The organism is Candidatus Pantoea formicae (assembly GCF_011752625.1).
Lineage (GTDB): Bacteria > Pseudomonadota > Gammaproteobacteria > Enterobacterales > Enterobacteriaceae > Pantoea > Pantoea formicae.
The window spans coordinates 584,145-601,378 of sequence record NZ_VWXD01000003.1; the positions used below are offsets into that span (position 1 = coordinate 584,145).

The following is a 17,234-nucleotide window of genomic DNA, read 5'->3' on the forward strand; positions in this document are numbered from 1 at the left end:
CGCTGTCAATAATTTGGCTCTACCATACAAGATTGGCTGGACTAACGTCTATGCGTATCAAATATTTTTGAAACCCAGGTTCAATTTTAAGAAAAATGAATTTCCAATGGGAAGTTTTTTCCTTCTGCATCATTCATCCCCATTGCCTGAGACAAATCTTTATCCGAAAAACCCAGATATCAATGACAACACGATAAGTAGCAGGATAATCGCGGACGCAAATGCCATGCCCAGCAAAATGGCATGGAATGCGAGCGTTCCGCAGCTAAATATCAGCGCGCCCCTGACACTCCTATTGTTCTCTTTACGCATACCACCGACGAAGGCCATGAGTAAGGCCGCCGTAGCGAGGCTAAGAACAACGGTAGTCAGTATTTGATCGATATTTATTTTCCTGGTGGGTTCACTTGAGGAAGGAGTTTTGCCTATCAATCCGTCGATAACGCCTTTTTTAATCTCGCCAACGTGTCTGGCAACGACACTCTCAAGCGAAGGAGGTGCCGAGTAAGGCCCAGTTGAGAAATGGATAAGGCTGATAATCAGAGCTATCGCTCCCAATATCATACCGGCTGAACTCCATGCATTTTTTACTAACGTATTCACACAATAATCCTTTATTTGATCAACCTGCTCCGTGCAGCAAATACTGTTACACGCTTTCTGACCCGTCAACGTCTACATTTTATAGAAATAAAAAAACGCTTTCGGTGATCATCATCGAAAGCGTTTGTCTGTTGTCTCTAATACATAACCAGCCGTTAGATCACTGGCAGTGCCATCACAAATTATTCAAACTCGTTCCACGAACGGCCATCACGCGTAATCATCGCGACGGAAGCCACTGGGCCCCAAGTACCAGCCTGATAAGGCTTAGGTGCATCCGCATCCGCGTTCCACGCATCAATAATCGAATCGACCCAGCCCCACGCCGCTTCAACTTCATCACGACGTACAAACAGTGCCTGAATGCCGCGCATCGTCTCCAGCAGCAGGCGCTCGTAAGCATCCGCCAGATGTGACTGGTTGAAGGTCTCGGAGTAGCTCAGATCCAGCTTAGTGGTCTGCAGTTTGTGCTTGTGATCCAGACCCGGCACTTTGTTCAGGATCTCGATATCAACCCCTTCATCTGGCTGCAGACGGATGGTCAGCTTGTTCTGCGGCAACTCAGCGTAGGAGTCTTTGAACAGGTTCATCTCTGGGTTCTTGAAGTACACCACAACCTCAGAGCATTTGGTCGGCAAACGCTTACCGGTACGCAGGTAGAACGGCACACCCGCCCAACGCCAGTTGTCGATATCAACACGGATGGCCACGAAGCTCTCAGTGGCGCTCTGCTTGTTCGCGCCCTCTTCTTCCAGATAACCCGGCACTTTCTTACCTTGGACAAAACCAGCGGTGTACTGACCACGTACGGTTTTGTCACGCACGTTGCTCTGATCAATACGACGCAGTGAACGCAACACCTTCACTTTCTCATCACGAATCGCATCCGCGCTAAGGTCAGAAGGGGGAGACATGGCAATCATGGTGAGGATCTGCAGCAAGTGGTTCTGAATCATGTCGCGCATCTGGCCCGCTTGATCAAAGTAACCCCAACGGCCTTCGATACCTACCTCTTCTGCCACGGTAATCTGCACGTGGTCGATGGTGCGGTTGTCCCAGTTGTTAACAAAGATGGAGTTAGCGAAACGCAGCGCCAGCAGGTTAAGTACCGTCTCTTTGCCGAGATAGTGGTCGATACGGAAGACCTGGCTCTCTTCGAAATATTTGCCCACGCTGTCATTGATCTCTTGCGAGGTCTCTAACGAAGTGCCGAGTGGTTTTTCCATCACCACACGCGCAGGTTTTGCATTCAGCTTGGCCGCGCCCAGACCATCGCAAATCGCGCCGAAAGTACTTGGCGGCATCGCGAAGTAGTTGATGGTGACACGTTCTTTCTGGTCAAGCATTTTGCCCAGTTTTGTGAAATGCGAGGTGTCGTTGACGTCGAGGTTACAGAAGTCGAGACGGCTACTGAGTTTGTCCCACAGCGCTTCATCGATCTTCTCTTTCATGAAGGTTTCCAGCGCTTCACGTACCACTTTGGTGTACGCCTCTTTATCCCACTCCGCGCGCCCAACGCCGATAATGCGTGTGGTGTCATGAATCTGACCGGCTTTCTCCAGCTGATACAGTGAAGGCAACAGTTTCCGGCGTGCAAGATCGCCTTTGGCACCGAAAATAACCAGATCGCATGCCTGGGCTGTTTGTGTTACCGCCATTTTCCTCTCCTCGTTGCAGGATATACCCGGTTTGAGTGTCCTCATCATCCCAGGTCCTTATTGTAATTTTCTTACAGCACAATGTACTTTTTTCCCCGCATCGTAACAACCCAGACGCGGTGTGGCATTAACCATTACTTTGAACATGATGGCGAACAAAGGTGTGTTGTCGTGTGCGCTTTATGCGCTTTTTCTGTTTCGATGTTTGTCGGGATAAAACCCGGCAACGATCAAAGTATGACAAAAAAATCGCGTTAACATTTGTCCGCTGCTGCGTGCGAGAGGGTATTACACGGTATATTGTTGAGAATTGGCAGCGATTTCATTGTGTGATGAACGTGATTGAGGACTCTCAGGTTAACGACATGCTGGAACACATTCAGGCGCAACTTGATGCGCTGAGTAAATCAGAACGTAAAGTGGCAGAACAAATCCTTGCCGCACCGCAGCAGGCAATGCACTCCAGCATCGCCACGCTGGCGCGTGCTGCCGACGTCAGCGAACCCACAGTGAATCGCTTTTGTCATCGTATGGGGACTCGCGGTTTTCCCGATTTCAAATTACGTTTAGCACAAAGTCTGGCTAAAGGGCCTAACTGGGTTAGCCGTGATGTGGAAGAAAATGACAGCGTCGAGAGTTACAGCCATAAGATTTTTGATTCTGCCTTAGCGGGTCTGAGTCGTGTGCGTCAGCAGCTTGATTTACAGGTGATTGACCAGGCCATTCTGGCTTTAACACAAGCCCGGAAAATTGCCTTTTTTGGCCTCGGCGCTTCGGCTGTCGTTGCCCATGATGCCACCAACAAATTTTTGCGCTTTAATCTACCGGTCATCTGGTCAGAGGATATTGTGATCCAGCGCATGAGTTGCATAAATAGTGGGCCAAATGACGTTTTTGTTCTCATATCACATACTGGTCGTACCAAAAATATGACAGAACTGGCTCGCTTGGCGCGTGTAAACGCTTCCACAGTACTGGCTATCACCTCTCCGGGATCTCCCTTGGCGGCAGAAGCAACTCTCGCCCTCACGCTCGATGTTCCTGAAGATACGGATATCTATCTGCCGATGGTTTCCCGCCTTGCGCAATTAACCGTGGTTGATGTTTTGGCGACAGGTTTTACCCTTGAGCGTGGCGCCGCTTTCCGCGAAAATCTTAAACGGGTGAAAGAAGCGCTTAAAGATTCGCGCCTGGAAAAGCGGGTGCAGTAAAATAATTAACATCACATTCACAATGTGAGTCGAATCACAGCCCATCGATCATATAGAATATGCGATTACACCGTGTCCCCTTGAGAGTGACACGAACCTTTGTCAACGGAGTCCTTCATGTCAAGACGTCTCAGAAGAACCAAGATCGTTACCACCCTCGGCCCAGCCACCGATCGCGACAATAACCTCGAAAAAATCATCGCGGCGGGCGCGAACGTTGTTCGACTCAATTTCTCCCATGGCACCCCGGAAGATCACCAGCTACGCGCGAACAAAGTGCGTGAGATTGCTGCGAAATTAGGTCGTCATGTCGCGATTTTGGGCGACCTGCAGGGTCCTAAAATCCGCGTTTCTACTTTTAAAGAAGGCAAAGTCTTCCTGAACGTTGGCGATCGCTTCCTGCTGGATGCGGACCTGAGCAAAGGCGAAGGCGATAAAGAGAAAGTCGGCATCGACTATAAAGGCCTGCCAGAAGACGTGGTGCCAGGTGACATCCTGCTGCTGGATGATGGCCGCGTGCAGCTGAAAGTGTTGGAAGTTCAGGGCGTAAAAGTGTTCACCGAAGTCACTGTCGGCGGCCCACTCTCTAACAACAAAGGCATTAACAAACTCGGCGGCGGCCTCTCTGCTGAAGCCCTGACTGAAAAAGATAAAGTGGATATCGTCACTGCCGCGAAAATCGGCGTGGATTACCTGGCGGTCTCTTTCCCGCGTAATGGCGAAGACATGAATTACGCCCGCCGCCTGGCGCGCGATGCCGGTTGCGATGCCAAACTGGTCGCGAAAGTAGAACGTGCAGAAGCCGTTGCGACGCAGGAAGCGATGGATGACATTATCCTGGCGTCTGACGTCGTGATGGTCGCTCGTGGTGACCTCGGTGTGGAAATTGGCGACCCAGAACTGGTCGGTATCCAGAAAGCCCTGATTCGCCGTGCTCGCCAGCTGAACCGTACCATCATTACTGCAACGCAGATGATGGAGTCGATGATCACGAACCCAATGCCAACCCGTGCAGAAGTCATGGACGTTGCTAACGCCGTGCTGGATGGGACCGATGCGGTGATGCTGTCGGCAGAAACCGCTGCGGGTCAATATCCGGCTGAAACCGTGTCTGCAATGGCAAAAGTGTGCCTGGGTGCGGAAAAAATCCCAAGCGTCAACGTTTCCAAGCACCGCCTTGAAGTGCAGTTCGACAACGTTGAAGAAGCCATTGCGATGTCGGCAATGTATGCTGCAAACCACCTGCAGGGTGTGTCTGCCATCATCACCATGACCGAATCTGGCCGCACGGCGCTGATGACTTCACGTATTACTTCTGGTCTGCCGATCTTCGCAATGTCACGTCACGAGCGTACGCTGAATCTGACGGCTCTCTATCGTGGTGTCACACCTGTCTACTTCGATAGCAACAACGATGGTGTTGCCGCCGCGCACGATGCCGTGAATCTGCTGCGTGACAAAGGTTTCCTCGTCTCAGGCGACCTGGTGATTGTCACCCAGGGCGACGTCATGGCGACGACCGGCACCACCAATACCAGCCGTGTCCTGCGCGTAGATTAAACCCTAACGCACCACCGACAGCGGCTGTAACAACATGGACAAACGCGACTGCCTGGCAGTCGCGTTTTATTTTTCTCTGACAAGGAGGCCAGATGGCCCGCTTTCAACCGATTTCTCAACTCACCGGGCGCGTGCTGCTTTTTCCGCTCGCGCTGGTGCTGTTTGAGTTTGCGACCTATATCGCCCATGACATGATTCAGCCCGGTATGCTGCTGGTGACCGCTGAATTCAACGTGGGACCCGAATGGGTCTCCACTTCGCTCACTGCCTATTTGATGGGCGGTGTAGTCCTTCAGTGGCTGCTTGGCCCGCTTTCCGATAAATATGGCCGACGTCCGGTACTCTTGTTCGGCATTCTTTTCTTTGCCGCGGCCTGCATTCTCACAACCTGGGTAAGCAACATCGAACAGTTCGTCACGTTGCGCTTCATCCAGGGTATCAGCCTGTGCTTTATCGGCGCTGTCAGCTACGCAGCCGTGCAGGAAGCCTTTGATGAGGCGCTGGCAGTCCGCATGATGGCGCTGATGGCGAACGTTGCACTGCTGGCTCCGCTGGCGGGTCCACTGGCCGGCGCCGCCTGGCTGACGGTCGGTGAATGGCGCAGTATGTTCTGGTTATTCGCAGTGTGCAGCCTGGTGGCGTTTGTGGTGCTGTGGCGCATCATGCCGGAGACGGCGGGTGACCGCAGCCACTCTATCGCCCTGCCGACTCTGGCGCGCACTTATGGCCGTCTGGCACGCGATCCTCAAGTCATGTATGGCTCATTTGCCATCGGCTTAGTGTTTATCCCGATTCTGACGTGGGTGGCCCTGTCGCCGGTGATCCTGATGCACGATGAAGGCTTATCGCGTATGGAGTATGCCCTGCTGCAACTGCCGGTGTTCTTGGCAATGATCGCGGGTAACCTGACCTTGGGTAAGCTGGCAGGTCGCGTGCCCATCGAACAGCCGGTCAAATTTGCAGCCTGGCCAATCCTAATCGGTTTGAGCATTGCACTGCTTGCAAACCTGCTGGATAGCCACACCTATCTGCTCTTGACCGCTGGTTTAAGTCTGTATGCCTTTGGTGCGGGCATGGTCAATGCGGGCTTGTATCGCCTGACGCTCTACTCCAGCAATGAAGGTAAAGGCAGCATCGCCGCCATGCTGGGCATGATCAGTATTTTGACACTGGCCATCGGTATCGAGCTGGCAAAAAGCGGTTACTTCAGCGGTGGCACACCTTGGTTTAGCGGGATTAACTTTACTGCAGGGGTACTGTGGTTTGTTTTAGTGACCCTGTTCCTACGCGAACGCAAACGTCGTAGCCATGTTGAAGCAGTAGAATGATATGAGATGAAACTCGCCGCTACCCATTGCGCAGATTGCACATACCGTAGCGGCGAAATTCATGATGCTTAAGACTATTTGCGTGGATAGAGGTCTTTACGCACGTAGGGTTCGATATCCCCCTCTTTGCGCGTTTTCAACAACTTCAAAATCCAGGTGTACTGCTCCGGGTGCGGGCGAACAAACACCTCGACCTCTTCATTCATACGACGCGCCAGGGTGTTGTCGTCCGCATCTAACAGATCATCCATTGGCGGTCGCACATAAATTTCCAGGCGATGCGTTTCGCTGTTATAGACCGGGAACAGCGGCACCACGCGTGCACGACAGACTTTCATTAAGCGTCCAACGGCAGGCAAAGTGGCCTTGTAGGTCGCAAAGAAGTCGACGAACTCGCTGTGCTCCGGGCCATGGTCCTGATCCGGAAGATAATAGCCATAATAGCCTTGGCGAACCGACGCGATAAACGGCTTGATACCGTCATTACGTGCATGCATACGGCCACCAAAACGACGACGCACCGTATTCCACACATAATCCATCAGCGGGTCGCTCTGGTTGTGGAACATGGCCGCCATCATCTGCCCTTCAGACGCCAGCAACATCGCCGGGATATCCACTCCCCAACCGTGCGGCACAAGGAAAATGACGTTTTCTTTGTTGGCCTGTAATTCTTCAATGATTTCACGACCGTGCCAATCCACGCGCTGACGGACTCGCGCAGGATCGCGCATCCCCAATTCGGCCATCATGACCATTGCCTGCGGTGCGGTGGCAAACATACGATCAGCAATCTCTTCGCGCTGCGCTTCGCTCAGTTCAGGCAAACAATAGTAGAGATTGATCAGCGCACGGCGGCGCGCGCTTTTTGCCAGCTTGCCGGCAAATCGACCCAATCCACCCAGAATCGGATCGCGCACTTTGGCAGGCAACATCGCCATACCGGCTAGCGCACCAATCGCCAACCAGTTGCCCCAGTATTTCGGTTTTAAAAAAGAACGTTGAAAAACGGGAATAAACTCACTGTTATTTTTCTTTCGGGTTTCCATGCACTCGCCTCTGACAATGACGGGACAATGATAGTGACGGTGGTTAATTTTGCAATCATCATGCGCCAGATAGCAAAAAACCGACGAATAAATCGTCGGTTTTTTCGAGGTTGGCTATCTTAATCGGCTATTTCAGCGCTAACTGCGGCAGATACGTCTTCACATCGGCCAGATAATTGCTGCGATCTTTACCGGTCAGGCCTTCCATACGTGGCAGCTTCGCCGTTAATGGATTCACCGCTTGGTTGTTAATCCACACCTCATAGTGCAGATGTGGGCCGGTAGAACGCCCTGTATTACCGGATAACGCAATACGGTCACCACGCTTCACTTTCTGGCCGGGTTTCACCAGCACCTTGCTCAGGTGCATGTAGCGAGTCATATATTGGCGACCATGACGAATGGCGACATAGTTACCTGCAGCACCACCGTTTTTGGCCATCACCACTTCACCGTCACCCACCGCAAGCACCGGGGTACCAATCGGCAAGGCAAAATCGACACCCTTGTGCGGCGCAATACGCCCTGTCACCGGGTTCAGACGGCGCGGATTGAAATTGGAGGAGACGCGATACTGTTTCACCGTCGGGAAGCGCATAAAGCCACGCGCAAGACCGGAGCCATTACGGTCGTAGAACTTCCCGTCCTCGGCGCGGAAGGCATAATAATCCTTACCACCTGTGCGCAAACGCACACCCAGCAGTTGGCTCTGCGCACTTTTGCCATCCAGCATCTCACGCGACATCAGCACGCTGAAATCATCACCGGCGCGCAGCTTGCGGAAGTCCATCTGCCACTGCATCGCTTTTATGACATTGCTGGTTTCCGCACTGGTTAATCCAGCACGTTGCGCACTGGCACCAAAACTGCCGCGCACTTCGCCTTTCAATACGCTGTTCTGCCACTCACCCTTTTGCATCTCTTGCTGCATCTTGAAGCTGCCATTGGGCTGACGCGCATAGGTGCGAGTTTCACGGCGATCCACTTCCCAGGTAAAGTTCTGCAGTTGCCCATCTGCATCCAGCGTCCAGCTTAGCTGCTGGCCAACGCGCAGGTTGCGGAAGTCTTTATCGCTGCTCACCAGCGCATTGATATCACCGATATCGATGCCGTACTGATTCAGCGCACTACCGAGGGTATCACCCGAGGAAATGGTGTAGTCATGAACGTTCGGATTGTCCGGTACATCTTTATCGATGTCATCAGCGGGGATGTCTTCTTCCGGTTCAGCCGTGGTCTGATCGATCGGCTCACTGGCATCCGGTAATAACGTACGCAGTTCGTTTTTGTCCAACGTGATGTCTTTCACGATGGGCGCAACATCATGGGGATGGTAAACGTATGGCCGCCATACCGCGACGGCCAACGTAATAACAGTTAATGAACCCAACATAACGCGGTGGGGACGCGGCAAATTATTAAATGCGAGGGCGACAGAGCGGGCTATCTGCTGCACTTTTACCTATTCCTCTATGCTCCATTCAGGCAGCTCGCATACTGGCTCGACAACTGTGAGAGGAATTTCACGTAGCTGTCTTTGGTTAAGCTGATTCCCATGCCCAGCGGATCAAGGGTGCCTTTACGCACGTTGGTTCCGCGAGACACGGCATCGATGACGGCCGGCCTGAATTGTGGTTCAGCGAAAACGCATACGGCTTTCTGCTCAACCAACTGTGTTCGTATTTGATGTAGTCGCTGGGCGCCCGGTTGGATCTCAGGGTTGACGGTAAAATGTCCAGCGGGGGACAAACCGTAGTGTTTTTCAAAGTAGCTATACGCATCGTGAAAAACGAAATAACCCTTATTCTTAACCGGGGCAAGCTGAGCACCTATTTGCTTATCAGCACTGGCTAATTCTGCCTCAAACTGCTGCAGGTTCGCGTCAAGTTTGGCTCTGCTTTGCGGCATAAGTTCCAATAATTTTCCGTGGATTGCAACCGCAGATTGTCTCGCTATCTCTGGGGACATCCACAGATGCATATTAAACTCGCGATGATGGTGATGATCATGTGCTGCCTCACCGCCTTCAGACTTTTCTGCATTGTGGTCATGATCGTGATCCTGGTCGTGTTCTTCTTCCTCTTCACCCCCGCGAATCAACAAGGGTTTAACCCCGGGCATGGCCGCAATTTCGAGGTTTTTCGCCGGCGGCAACTCTGCGGCGGACTTCGTCAGAAACGCTTCCATTTCCGGCCCAACCCAAACCACTAAGTCCGCGTTTTTTATACGTTTTACGTCTGAAGGACGCAAGGCATAGTCATGTTCTGAAGCACCATCTGGCAGCAAAACTTCAACCGGTGTGACACCATCAGCAATCGCCGCTGCGATAAATCCGATAGGTTTGATTGAAGCCACTACCGCTGAGTGAGCTGGAAGTGCAAAGGCGGCAGCAATTGCTGCAGCAGGAAGAGTGAAAGCGAGGCGCTGCTTAATGTGTAACATAATGCGTCATTCCATCGTGACCCGTTGATGGAATGTGATATTATAACATCCGAAATTCAATGCAACCTGTAAATACTATGTCGTCACTTGTTACACTTGAAAACATTTCAGTGAAATTTTCTCAGCGCCCTGTGCTCGCTGGCATCAGCTTGTCACTTGAGCCGGGAAAAATTCTCACGCTGCTTGGGCCGAACGGCGCGGGCAAATCAACGCTCGTGCGAACCGTGCTCGGCTTGCTCGCGCCGACCAGCGGCAGCGTTAAACGCACGCCGGGTTTGCGTATCGGCTACGTGCCGCAGAAATTGCATATCGACCCGACATTGCCCATTACCGTGGAGCGTTTCATGCGCCTGACTCGCGGTAGCAAGCGCGATGCCATTCTGCCCGCATTGAAACGCGTCCAGGCAGGTCATCTTTTGCAGGCTCCGTTGCAGAAGCTTTCGGGCGGCGAAACGCAGCGTGTATTGCTGGCCCGCGCCCTGCTCAACCAGCCTCAGCTGTTGGTGCTGGACGAACCCACCCAAGGTGTCGATGTGAATGGCCAGGTTGCGCTCTACGATTTAATCGATCAGCTTCGCCAGGAACTCAACTGTGGCGTGCTGATGGTTTCTCACGATCTGCATCTGGTAATGGCAAAAACCGACGAAGTGTTGTGCCTTAACCACCACATCTGCTGTTCAGGTACACCGGAAGCGGTTTCGCAGCATCCGGAATTTATCGCCATGTTCGGACCACGCGGTGCGCAGCAGTTGGCTATCTATCGCCATCACCATAATCATCGTCACGATTTACAGGGACGTATTGTTCTGCGCAAAGGAAATGGTCCGTCATGATTGAACTGTTATTACCCGGCTGGCTCGGTGGTGTATTACTGGCGCTGGCTGCCGGTCCGCTCGGCTCGTTTGTGGTCTGGCGCCGTATGTCCTACTTTGGCGATACCCTGGCGCACGCTTCATTACTCGGTGTCGCCTTCGGCCTGCTGCTCAATGTAAACCCTTATTACGCCGTGATTTTGGTGACCGTTTGTCTGGCGTTAGGTTTGGTCTGGCTGGAACGTCGTCCGCACCTGGCCATTGATACCCTGCTGGGTATTATGGCACACAGCGCATTGTCACTCGGTTTGGTCGTCGTCAGCCTGATGCAGGGCGTACGTGTTGACTTAATGGCTTACCTGTTTGGTGATTTGCTGGCGGTAACGCCGGATGACTTGTGGATGATGGGCGCTGGCGTCGCCATTGTGTTGGCAGTGATGGCTTGGCAGTGGCGCTCACTGTTGTCGATGACCATTAGCCCGGAACTGGCTCAAGTGGATGGCGTCAACATTCAACGCACGCGCCTGATGCTGATGCTGGTCACCGCATTAACCATTGGCGTGGCGATGAAGTTTGTTGGTGCACTGATTATCACGTCACTGCTGATTATTCCCGCCGCCACAGCGCGTCGTTTTTCCCGCTCACCGGAACAGATGGCTGGATTTGCGGTGATTATTGGCATTTTGGCGGTCACGGGTGGACTGACGTTCTCCGCCACTTACGACACGCCTGCCGGTCCCTCCGTCGTACTTTGTGCCGCCGTGCTGTTCATCCTCAGCATGGCTAAAAAGCCAGCAGCATAACCTTCGCCATCAATGACGCCCCTTGTGCTGAAGGGGCGCATGAGTGCACTGGATAACAGTTTACTCTTCGCGGCTAATACCGAAATGCTTATAAGCATGCTGCGTAGCCAGACGGCCGCGTGGCGTGCGCTGAATAAATCCCTGCTGAATCAGGAAGGGTTCAATCACATCTTCAATGGTTTCGCGCTCTTCACCAATCGCAGCCGCCAGGTTATCTAATCCTACCGGTCCGCCAGAGAATTTATCGATAATCGCCAACAGCAGCTTGCGGTCCATATAATCAAAACCTTGATTATCGACGTTGAGCATGTCGAGCGCGCTGGCCGACACTTCACCACTCATGATGCCATTGGCGCGCACTTCCGCGTAATCGCGCACACGACGCAACAGACGGTTAGCAATACGCGGAGTTCCACGTGCACGACGCGCGACCTCTAGCGCACCTTCGTCACTTAACGGCAGACCTAGACAAGCCGCGCTACGACTGACGATGTGTTGCAGATCCGGCACATTGTAAAATTCAAGGCGCTGCACAATACCGAAGCGGTCACGCAGCGGTGATGTCAGTGAACCGGCACGCGTTGTCGCGCCAATCAAGGTAAATGGCGGCAGGTCGAGCTTGATCGAACGCGCGGCTGGACCTTCACCGATCATGATATCCAGCTGATAATCTTCCATCGCTGGGTAAAGCACCTCTTCCACCACCGGAGACAAGCGGTGGATCTCATCAATGAACAGCACATCATGCGGTTCAAGGTTGGTCAGCATCGCCGCCAAATCACCTGCTTTTTCCAACACGGGACCCGACGTGGTTCGCAAATTGACGCCCATCTCATTGGCCACGATATTAGCCAGCGTGGTTTTACCCAGCCCTGGCGGGCCGAATATCAACAGATGGTCGAGTGCATCACCACGCAGTTTCGCGGCTTTGATGAAGATCTCCATCTGCTCCCGCACCTGTGGCTGACCGACATACTCTGCCAGCAGCTTTGGACGAATGGCGCGGTCGAGGCTCTCTTCTTCGCTAAAAGAGCCGCCCGAGACCAGGCGATCGGCTTCAATCATGCATTACCTCAAATAGCAGCGCGTAGGGCTTCACGAATCAGGGTTTCACAATCCGCATCAGGTTTACCAACTTTGCTGACCATGCGGCTGGCTTCCTGCGGTTTATATCCCAGCGCCACCAGTGCTGCAACGGCTTCCGCCTCTGCATCGTTGCTTTCTGGCGCTTCTGATGGAGTGGTGAGTGTGAAAGTAGAATCCCCGCCAAACAGGTCACCGTGCATACCTTTGAAGCGATCTTTCATCTCCACTACCAGACGCTCTGCGGTTTTCTTACCGACGCCAGGCAATTTGATCAGTGACGCTATCTCTTCACGCTCAACGGCAGTGACAAACTGCTGTGCGGACATGCCGGAAAGAATAGCCAGTGCCAGCTTAGGGCCCACGCCATTCACTTTCACCAGCTCACGGAACAATGCACGCTCTTGCTTGTTGTTAAAACCAAACAGCAGTTGCGCATCTTCACGCACCACAAACTGGGTGAAGATTATCGCTTCATGATTGATTTCCGGTAGCTCGTAGAAGCAGGTCATGGGCATATGAACTTCATAACCGACACCGTGCGCCTCAATTAACACCAGCGGCGGCTGTTTTTCCAGAATGTTGCCTCGTAGACGACCAATCACCTGAGCAGTTCCTTATATAAGTCTATCAATATGCTGAATATTTCCACTGACAAATGGCGTCAACCGACAGGACGGCGATGCGCTGGCAAGCGGAACCGGTTCGGATGAAAAAGGGCAACCCAGTTATCAGTCAGTGGAAATATGACGGGTATTTATAACATAAAAAAGGCTGGATCAATATCCAGCCTTCAATGTTTGGGATTTTGCTACCCTGACCGCAAACGCCCACGCGTCATGATCAGTTTGGTATCGCTTAAGCGCGCCGCATTCTGGCTGAGATGGCAATGGGTGATGGCGATAGCTAAGGCATCGGCAGCATCCGCTTGCGGGTTGGCAGGGAGTTTCAACAAGGTACGCACCATATGCTGAACCTGACTCTTCTCCGCCCCACCCGTGCCAGTCACCGTTTGCTTGACCTGGCGCGCCGCATATTCGAACACCGGTAAATCGAGATTCACCGCAGCGACAATGGCTGCTCCACGCGCTTGGCCCAACTTAAGCGCTGAGTCAGCATTCTTTGCCATAAACACCTGCTCGATAGCAAAATAGTCCGGCGAGAATTGGGTGATGATTTCAGTCACCCCGGCGTAGATCAGTTTGAGGCGTGAGGGAAGATCGGTGACGTTGGTGCGGATACAGCCGCTGCCCAGATAGCTGAGCTGGCGGCCAACCTGACGAATCACACCGTAACCGGTGACGCGCGAACCGGGGTCAATCCCGAGAATGATCGCCACTACGCGCCTCCGGCTGTTGGGTTAATGGATAACGCCATTACAGCGTTTCCGCTACCTCATCAGAAATTTCACCGTTATGGTAAACTTCCTGCACATCGTCGCAGTCTTCCAGCATGTCGATCAGACGCAGCAGTTTCGGTGCGGTTTCCGCATCCATTTCTGCTTTGGTGGAAGGGATCATCGATACTTCAGCGGTATCCGCTTTCAGACCGCCGGCTTCCAGTGCATCACGCACCGCACCCAGTTCTTCCCACGCGGTAAACACATCAATCGCACCGTCGTCGTAGCTCACTACGTCTTCCGCACCGGCTTCCAGCGCCGCTTCCATTACTGCATCTTCATCCTGACCTGGCGCAAAAGAGATCACACCCTTTTTGCTGAACAGGTAAGAAACGGAACCGTCAGTACCGAGGTTGCCACCGGTTTTGGTGAAGGCATGACGCACTTCGCCCACGGTACGGTTACGGTTATCACTCAGGCATTCAATCATCACCGCTGAGCCGCCAGGACCGTAGCCTTCATAGATGATGGTTTCCATGTTGGAATCATCTTCACCGCCCACGCCGCGTGCAATCGCACGGTTCATGGTGTCACGCGTCATGTTGTTGGACAGGGCTTTGTCCATTGCTGCGCGCAGACGTGGGTTTGAACCGGCATCGCCGCCACCCAGTTTCGCTGCGGTCACCAGTTCACGAATGATTTTGGTGAAGATTTTACCGCGCTTAGCGTCTTGCGCCGCCTTGCGGTGCTTTGTATTCGCCCACTTACTATGTCCAGCCATCTTTACTATTTCTCCGATCTTTAACAGGGTGCAGGCTATCTCACTTGCAATCTTGTCCCCCGGCAGTGCTCGCAATCCTCACGTACAAAAGTACGCTCCGGTTGCTGCGCGCTGGCGGTGAACAACCTTGCTGCGCCGATAACGCCTGACTGTTCAATATTGGGCGGCGTAGAACTGACAATCTGTGCCGATTACGCCATCTGTTCAATTTTAGCGGTGCGAGATAAATGTCTGGCACCGGATTTAACTCGAAGGAAATTTGCTTCGTCGAATTCTTGGAATCTACCCTAATCGTCGCCGGAAAAACGCGCGGCGGCGGGCATTCAGGTAAATTCTTCGATTGCCTGGCGGTTACTCCAGGACTTGGTCAGGGCTGCGGCAGCGGCAGGCTCGAGCCAGCGCGCGGCGAGATGCTCGGTGAGCAGCAGGTCACGCTCTTGCGGTAGCGCCAGCCGGAACCAGTGTTCACGATTGTGCGTGATGCCGGGTGCGTAGCGATGGCGATAGTGCGGGAAGATTTCAAACTCAATGTGTTTGTGGCAATCGTCCAGCACCAGCTGTTCGCCCGCAACGTCGATACCCAGCTCTTCTGACACTTCGCGCTGTGCCGCCTGACGCGGGCTTTCACCCGCTTCGAGGCTGCCGGTCACGGATTGCCAGAAGCTTTCATCATCCCGTCGCTGCAGCATTAACACCCGGCCAGTATCTCGCGCAAAAATCACCACCAGCACCGAAACCGGATGTTTATAGCCCATTACTTGTTCTCTGACTTTTCTTTCTTCGGTGCCACCAGAATACCTAAGTCCAGCAGTGCTGCCGGGTTGGCTTCGCTTGGGGCTTCGGTCATCAGGCACGCCGCTGCAGTGGTTTTCGGGAACGCGATAACATCACGGATGTTGTCGGTGCCGGTCAGCAGCATGGTCAGGCGGTCCAAACCAAATGCCAGGCCCGCGTGTGGTGGTGTACCGTATTTCAAAGCATCCAGCAGGAAGCCAAACTTCTCGCGCTGCTCTTCTTCGGTAATACCCAGAATGCTGAATACGGTCTGCTGCATTTTACCGTTGTGGATACGCACTGAACCGCCACCCACTTCGTAGCCATTGATCACCATATCGTAAGCATTCGCCACGGCCTGAGTCGGATCGACCGCCAGCTGTTCAGCCGTCAACTCTTTAGGTGAAGTGAACGGATGGTGCATCGCTGCCAGGCCACCCTCTTCATCGGCTTCAAACATGGGGAAGTCGATGACCCACAGCGGTGCCCACTTGCTCTCGTCGGTGATCTGCAGGTCGCGGCCCACTTTCAGACGCAGCGCGCCCAGTGCATCCGATACCACTTTGGCACGATCAGCGCCGAAGAAGATCAGGTCGCCATCTTGTGCCGAGGTACGGTTCAGAATCGCTTCAACGATTTCCGGCGTCAGGAACTTGGCTACCGGGCTCTGTACACCCTCGAAGCCTTTCGTACGCTCGTTGATCTTCATCCACGCCAGGCCTTTGGCGCCATAAATCTCAACAAACTTGGTGTATTCATCGATCTGCTTACGCGTCAGCGCCGCGCCACCTGGCACACGCAGTGCGGCAACACGACCTTTAGGATCGTTAGCCGGGCCAGCGAACACCTGGAACTCCACGCTTTGCAGCAGGTCAGCCACGTCCACCAGCTCCATTGGGTTACGCAGATCAGGCTTATCAGAACCGTAGCGGTTCATGGCTTCGGCAAAGGTCATCTGCGGGAAATCACCCAACTCTACGCCCTTCACATCGACCCACAGTTCACGGATCAGACGCTCCATCTTTTCACGCACCTGCTCGGCCGTCATGAAAGAGGTTTCAACGTCGATCTGGGTAAATTCTGGCTGACGGTCTGCACGCAAGTCTTCATCACGGAAGCACTTCACGATTTGATAATAGCGGTCGAAACCGGACATCATCAGCAACTGCTTGAACAGCTGTGGAGACTGCGGCAGCGCGTAGAATTTGCCTTTATGCACACGGCTTGGTACCAGATAGTCACGCGCACCTTCTGGCGTGGCTTTGGTCAGCATCGGAGTTTCGATATCGAGGAAACCCTCGTTATCCATAAAGCGACGCACGAAGCTGGTGATTTTCGCACGGTTCTTCAAACGCTGGGCCATTTCTGGACGACGCAGGTCCAGATAGCGATAGGTCAAACGCGCTTCTTCGCTGTTGACCTGGTTAGAGTCCAGCGGCAGCGGTTCTGCGCGGTTGATGATGTTCAGCTCATGGGCGAACACTTCAATATCGCCGGTTGCCATGTCGCTGTTGCGGTTTTTCTCTTCACGCGCACGCACGGTGCCAGTGATCTGGATACAGAATTCGTTACGCAGCTCAGATGCCAGCTGGAATGCTTCCTGACGATCGGCGTCGAAGAATACCTGAGCGATACCTTCACGGTCGCGCATATCGATAAAAATCAGGCTGCCCAGATCGCGACGGCGATTAACCCAGCCGCAGAGAGTGACTTGCTGACCCACGTGGGACAGATTGAGCTGTCCGCAATATTCTGTACGCATAACGTATCCTTTTAACTTCGCCGCTGCTG

16 protein-coding genes are annotated in these 17,234 nt (G+C 53.3%); 5 read left to right on the forward strand and 11 right to left on the reverse strand.

The window, feature by feature from the left end; translation table 11 throughout:
• Positions 1-159: 159 nt before the first annotated feature.
• On the reverse strand, positions 160-603 hold the full coding sequence (gene yidI, locus F3J38_RS11465; RefSeq protein ID WP_167138439.1) for an inner membrane protein YidI: 444 nt from the start codon (positions 601-603) through the stop codon (positions 160-162).
• Between the two features lie 182 nt (positions 604-785).
• Positions 786-2,261 (reverse strand): glucose-6-phosphate dehydrogenase, encoded by a 1,476-nt coding sequence (zwf, locus tag F3J38_RS11470; protein WP_167138441.1) that lies wholly within the window; start codon positions 2,259-2,261, stop codon positions 786-788.
• Positions 2,262-2,593: 332 nt separating this feature from the next.
• Here zwf and F3J38_RS11475 point away from each other — a divergent pair, with 332 nt between their 5' ends.
• From F3J38_RS11475 to F3J38_RS11485, 3 genes are all read left to right on the forward strand, one after another.
• A complete protein-coding gene (locus F3J38_RS11475) occupies positions 2,594-3,472 on the forward strand; it encodes a MurR/RpiR family transcriptional regulator (protein ID WP_505538582.1) in 879 nt (292 codons plus the stop codon).
• A 117-nt stretch (positions 3,473-3,589) separates the two neighbouring features.
• On the forward strand, positions 3,590-5,032 hold the full coding sequence (gene pyk / locus F3J38_RS11480; RefSeq protein ID WP_167138443.1) for a pyruvate kinase: 1,443 nt from the start codon (positions 3,590-3,592) through the stop codon (positions 5,030-5,032).
• 92 nt (positions 5,033-5,124) lie between these two features.
• The gene (locus F3J38_RS11485) at positions 5,125-6,360 is read left to right on the forward strand and encodes an MFS transporter (protein ID WP_167138445.1); all 1,236 of its coding nucleotides are present in this window, start codon (positions 5,125-5,127) and stop codon (positions 6,358-6,360) included.
• 74 nt (positions 6,361-6,434) lie between these two features.
• Here F3J38_RS11485 and lpxM read toward each other — a convergent pair whose 3' ends face one another.
• The 3 genes from lpxM to znuA all read right to left on the reverse strand — a co-directional run bounded on the left by lpxM (position 6,435) and on the right by znuA (position 9,851).
• Entirely contained in the window at positions 6,435-7,409 is a 975-nt protein-coding gene (gene lpxM / locus F3J38_RS11490; RefSeq protein WP_167138447.1) for a lauroyl-Kdo(2)-lipid IV(A) myristoyltransferase, read from the reverse strand.
• Positions 7,410-7,536: 127 nt separating this feature from the next.
• Positions 7,537-8,865, reverse strand: coding sequence for a murein DD-endopeptidase MepM (gene mepM / locus F3J38_RS11495; RefSeq protein WP_167138448.1), 1,329 nt, complete (start codon positions 8,863-8,865; stop codon positions 7,537-7,539).
• A 14-nt stretch (positions 8,866-8,879) separates the two neighbouring features.
• A complete protein-coding gene (znuA, locus tag F3J38_RS11500; protein ID WP_167138450.1) occupies positions 8,880-9,851 on the reverse strand; it encodes a zinc ABC transporter substrate-binding protein ZnuA in 972 nt (323 codons plus the stop codon).
• A 77-nt stretch (positions 9,852-9,928) separates the two neighbouring features.
• Between znuA and znuC the strand changes: the two genes are divergently transcribed.
• Positions 9,929-10,684 carry a zinc ABC transporter ATP-binding protein ZnuC gene (znuC, locus tag F3J38_RS11505; protein ID WP_167138452.1) on the forward strand — a complete coding sequence of 252 codons (756 nt, stop codon included), beginning with the start codon at positions 9,929-9,931 and terminating at the stop codon, positions 10,682-10,684.
• The gene (gene znuB, locus F3J38_RS11510) at positions 10,681-11,466 is read left to right on the forward strand and encodes a zinc ABC transporter permease subunit ZnuB (protein ID WP_167138455.1); all 786 of its coding nucleotides are present in this window, start codon (positions 10,681-10,683) and stop codon (positions 11,464-11,466) included. The genes znuC and znuB overlap by 4 nt, the downstream gene beginning before the upstream one ends.
• A gap of 60 nt (positions 11,467-11,526) precedes the next feature.
• On the opposite strand, the gene ruvB is transcribed toward znuB, so the two are convergent.
• From ruvB to aspS, 6 genes are all read right to left on the reverse strand, one after another.
• Entirely contained in the window at positions 11,527-12,531 is a 1,005-nt protein-coding gene (ruvB, locus tag F3J38_RS11515; RefSeq protein ID WP_167138457.1) for a Holliday junction branch migration DNA helicase RuvB, read from the reverse strand.
• Between the two features lie 8 nt (positions 12,532-12,539).
• A complete protein-coding gene (gene ruvA / locus F3J38_RS11520) occupies positions 12,540-13,154 on the reverse strand; it encodes a Holliday junction branch migration protein RuvA (protein ID WP_167138459.1) in 615 nt (204 codons plus the stop codon).
• A 206-nt stretch (positions 13,155-13,360) separates the two neighbouring features.
• Entirely contained in the window at positions 13,361-13,888 is a 528-nt protein-coding gene (ruvC, locus tag F3J38_RS11525; RefSeq protein WP_167138461.1) for a crossover junction endodeoxyribonuclease RuvC, read from the reverse strand.
• A gap of 37 nt (positions 13,889-13,925) precedes the next feature.
• Positions 13,926-14,669: a YebC/PmpR family DNA-binding transcriptional regulator gene (locus F3J38_RS11530; protein WP_034828649.1), complete on the reverse strand. Its 744-nt coding sequence runs from the start codon at positions 14,667-14,669 to the stop codon at positions 13,926-13,928.
• A gap of 323 nt (positions 14,670-14,992) precedes the next feature.
• Positions 14,993-15,424 (reverse strand): dihydroneopterin triphosphate diphosphatase, encoded by a 432-nt coding sequence (gene nudB / locus F3J38_RS11535; RefSeq protein WP_167138463.1) that lies wholly within the window; start codon positions 15,422-15,424, stop codon positions 14,993-14,995.
• Complete coding sequence (gene aspS, locus F3J38_RS11540; RefSeq protein ID WP_167138465.1) at positions 15,424-17,205, reverse strand: aspartate--tRNA ligase; 1,782 nt, start codon at positions 17,203-17,205, stop codon at positions 15,424-15,426. Before aspS ends, nudB begins: the two co-directional genes overlap by 1 nt.
• Between the last annotated feature and the right edge of the window lie 29 nt (positions 17,206-17,234).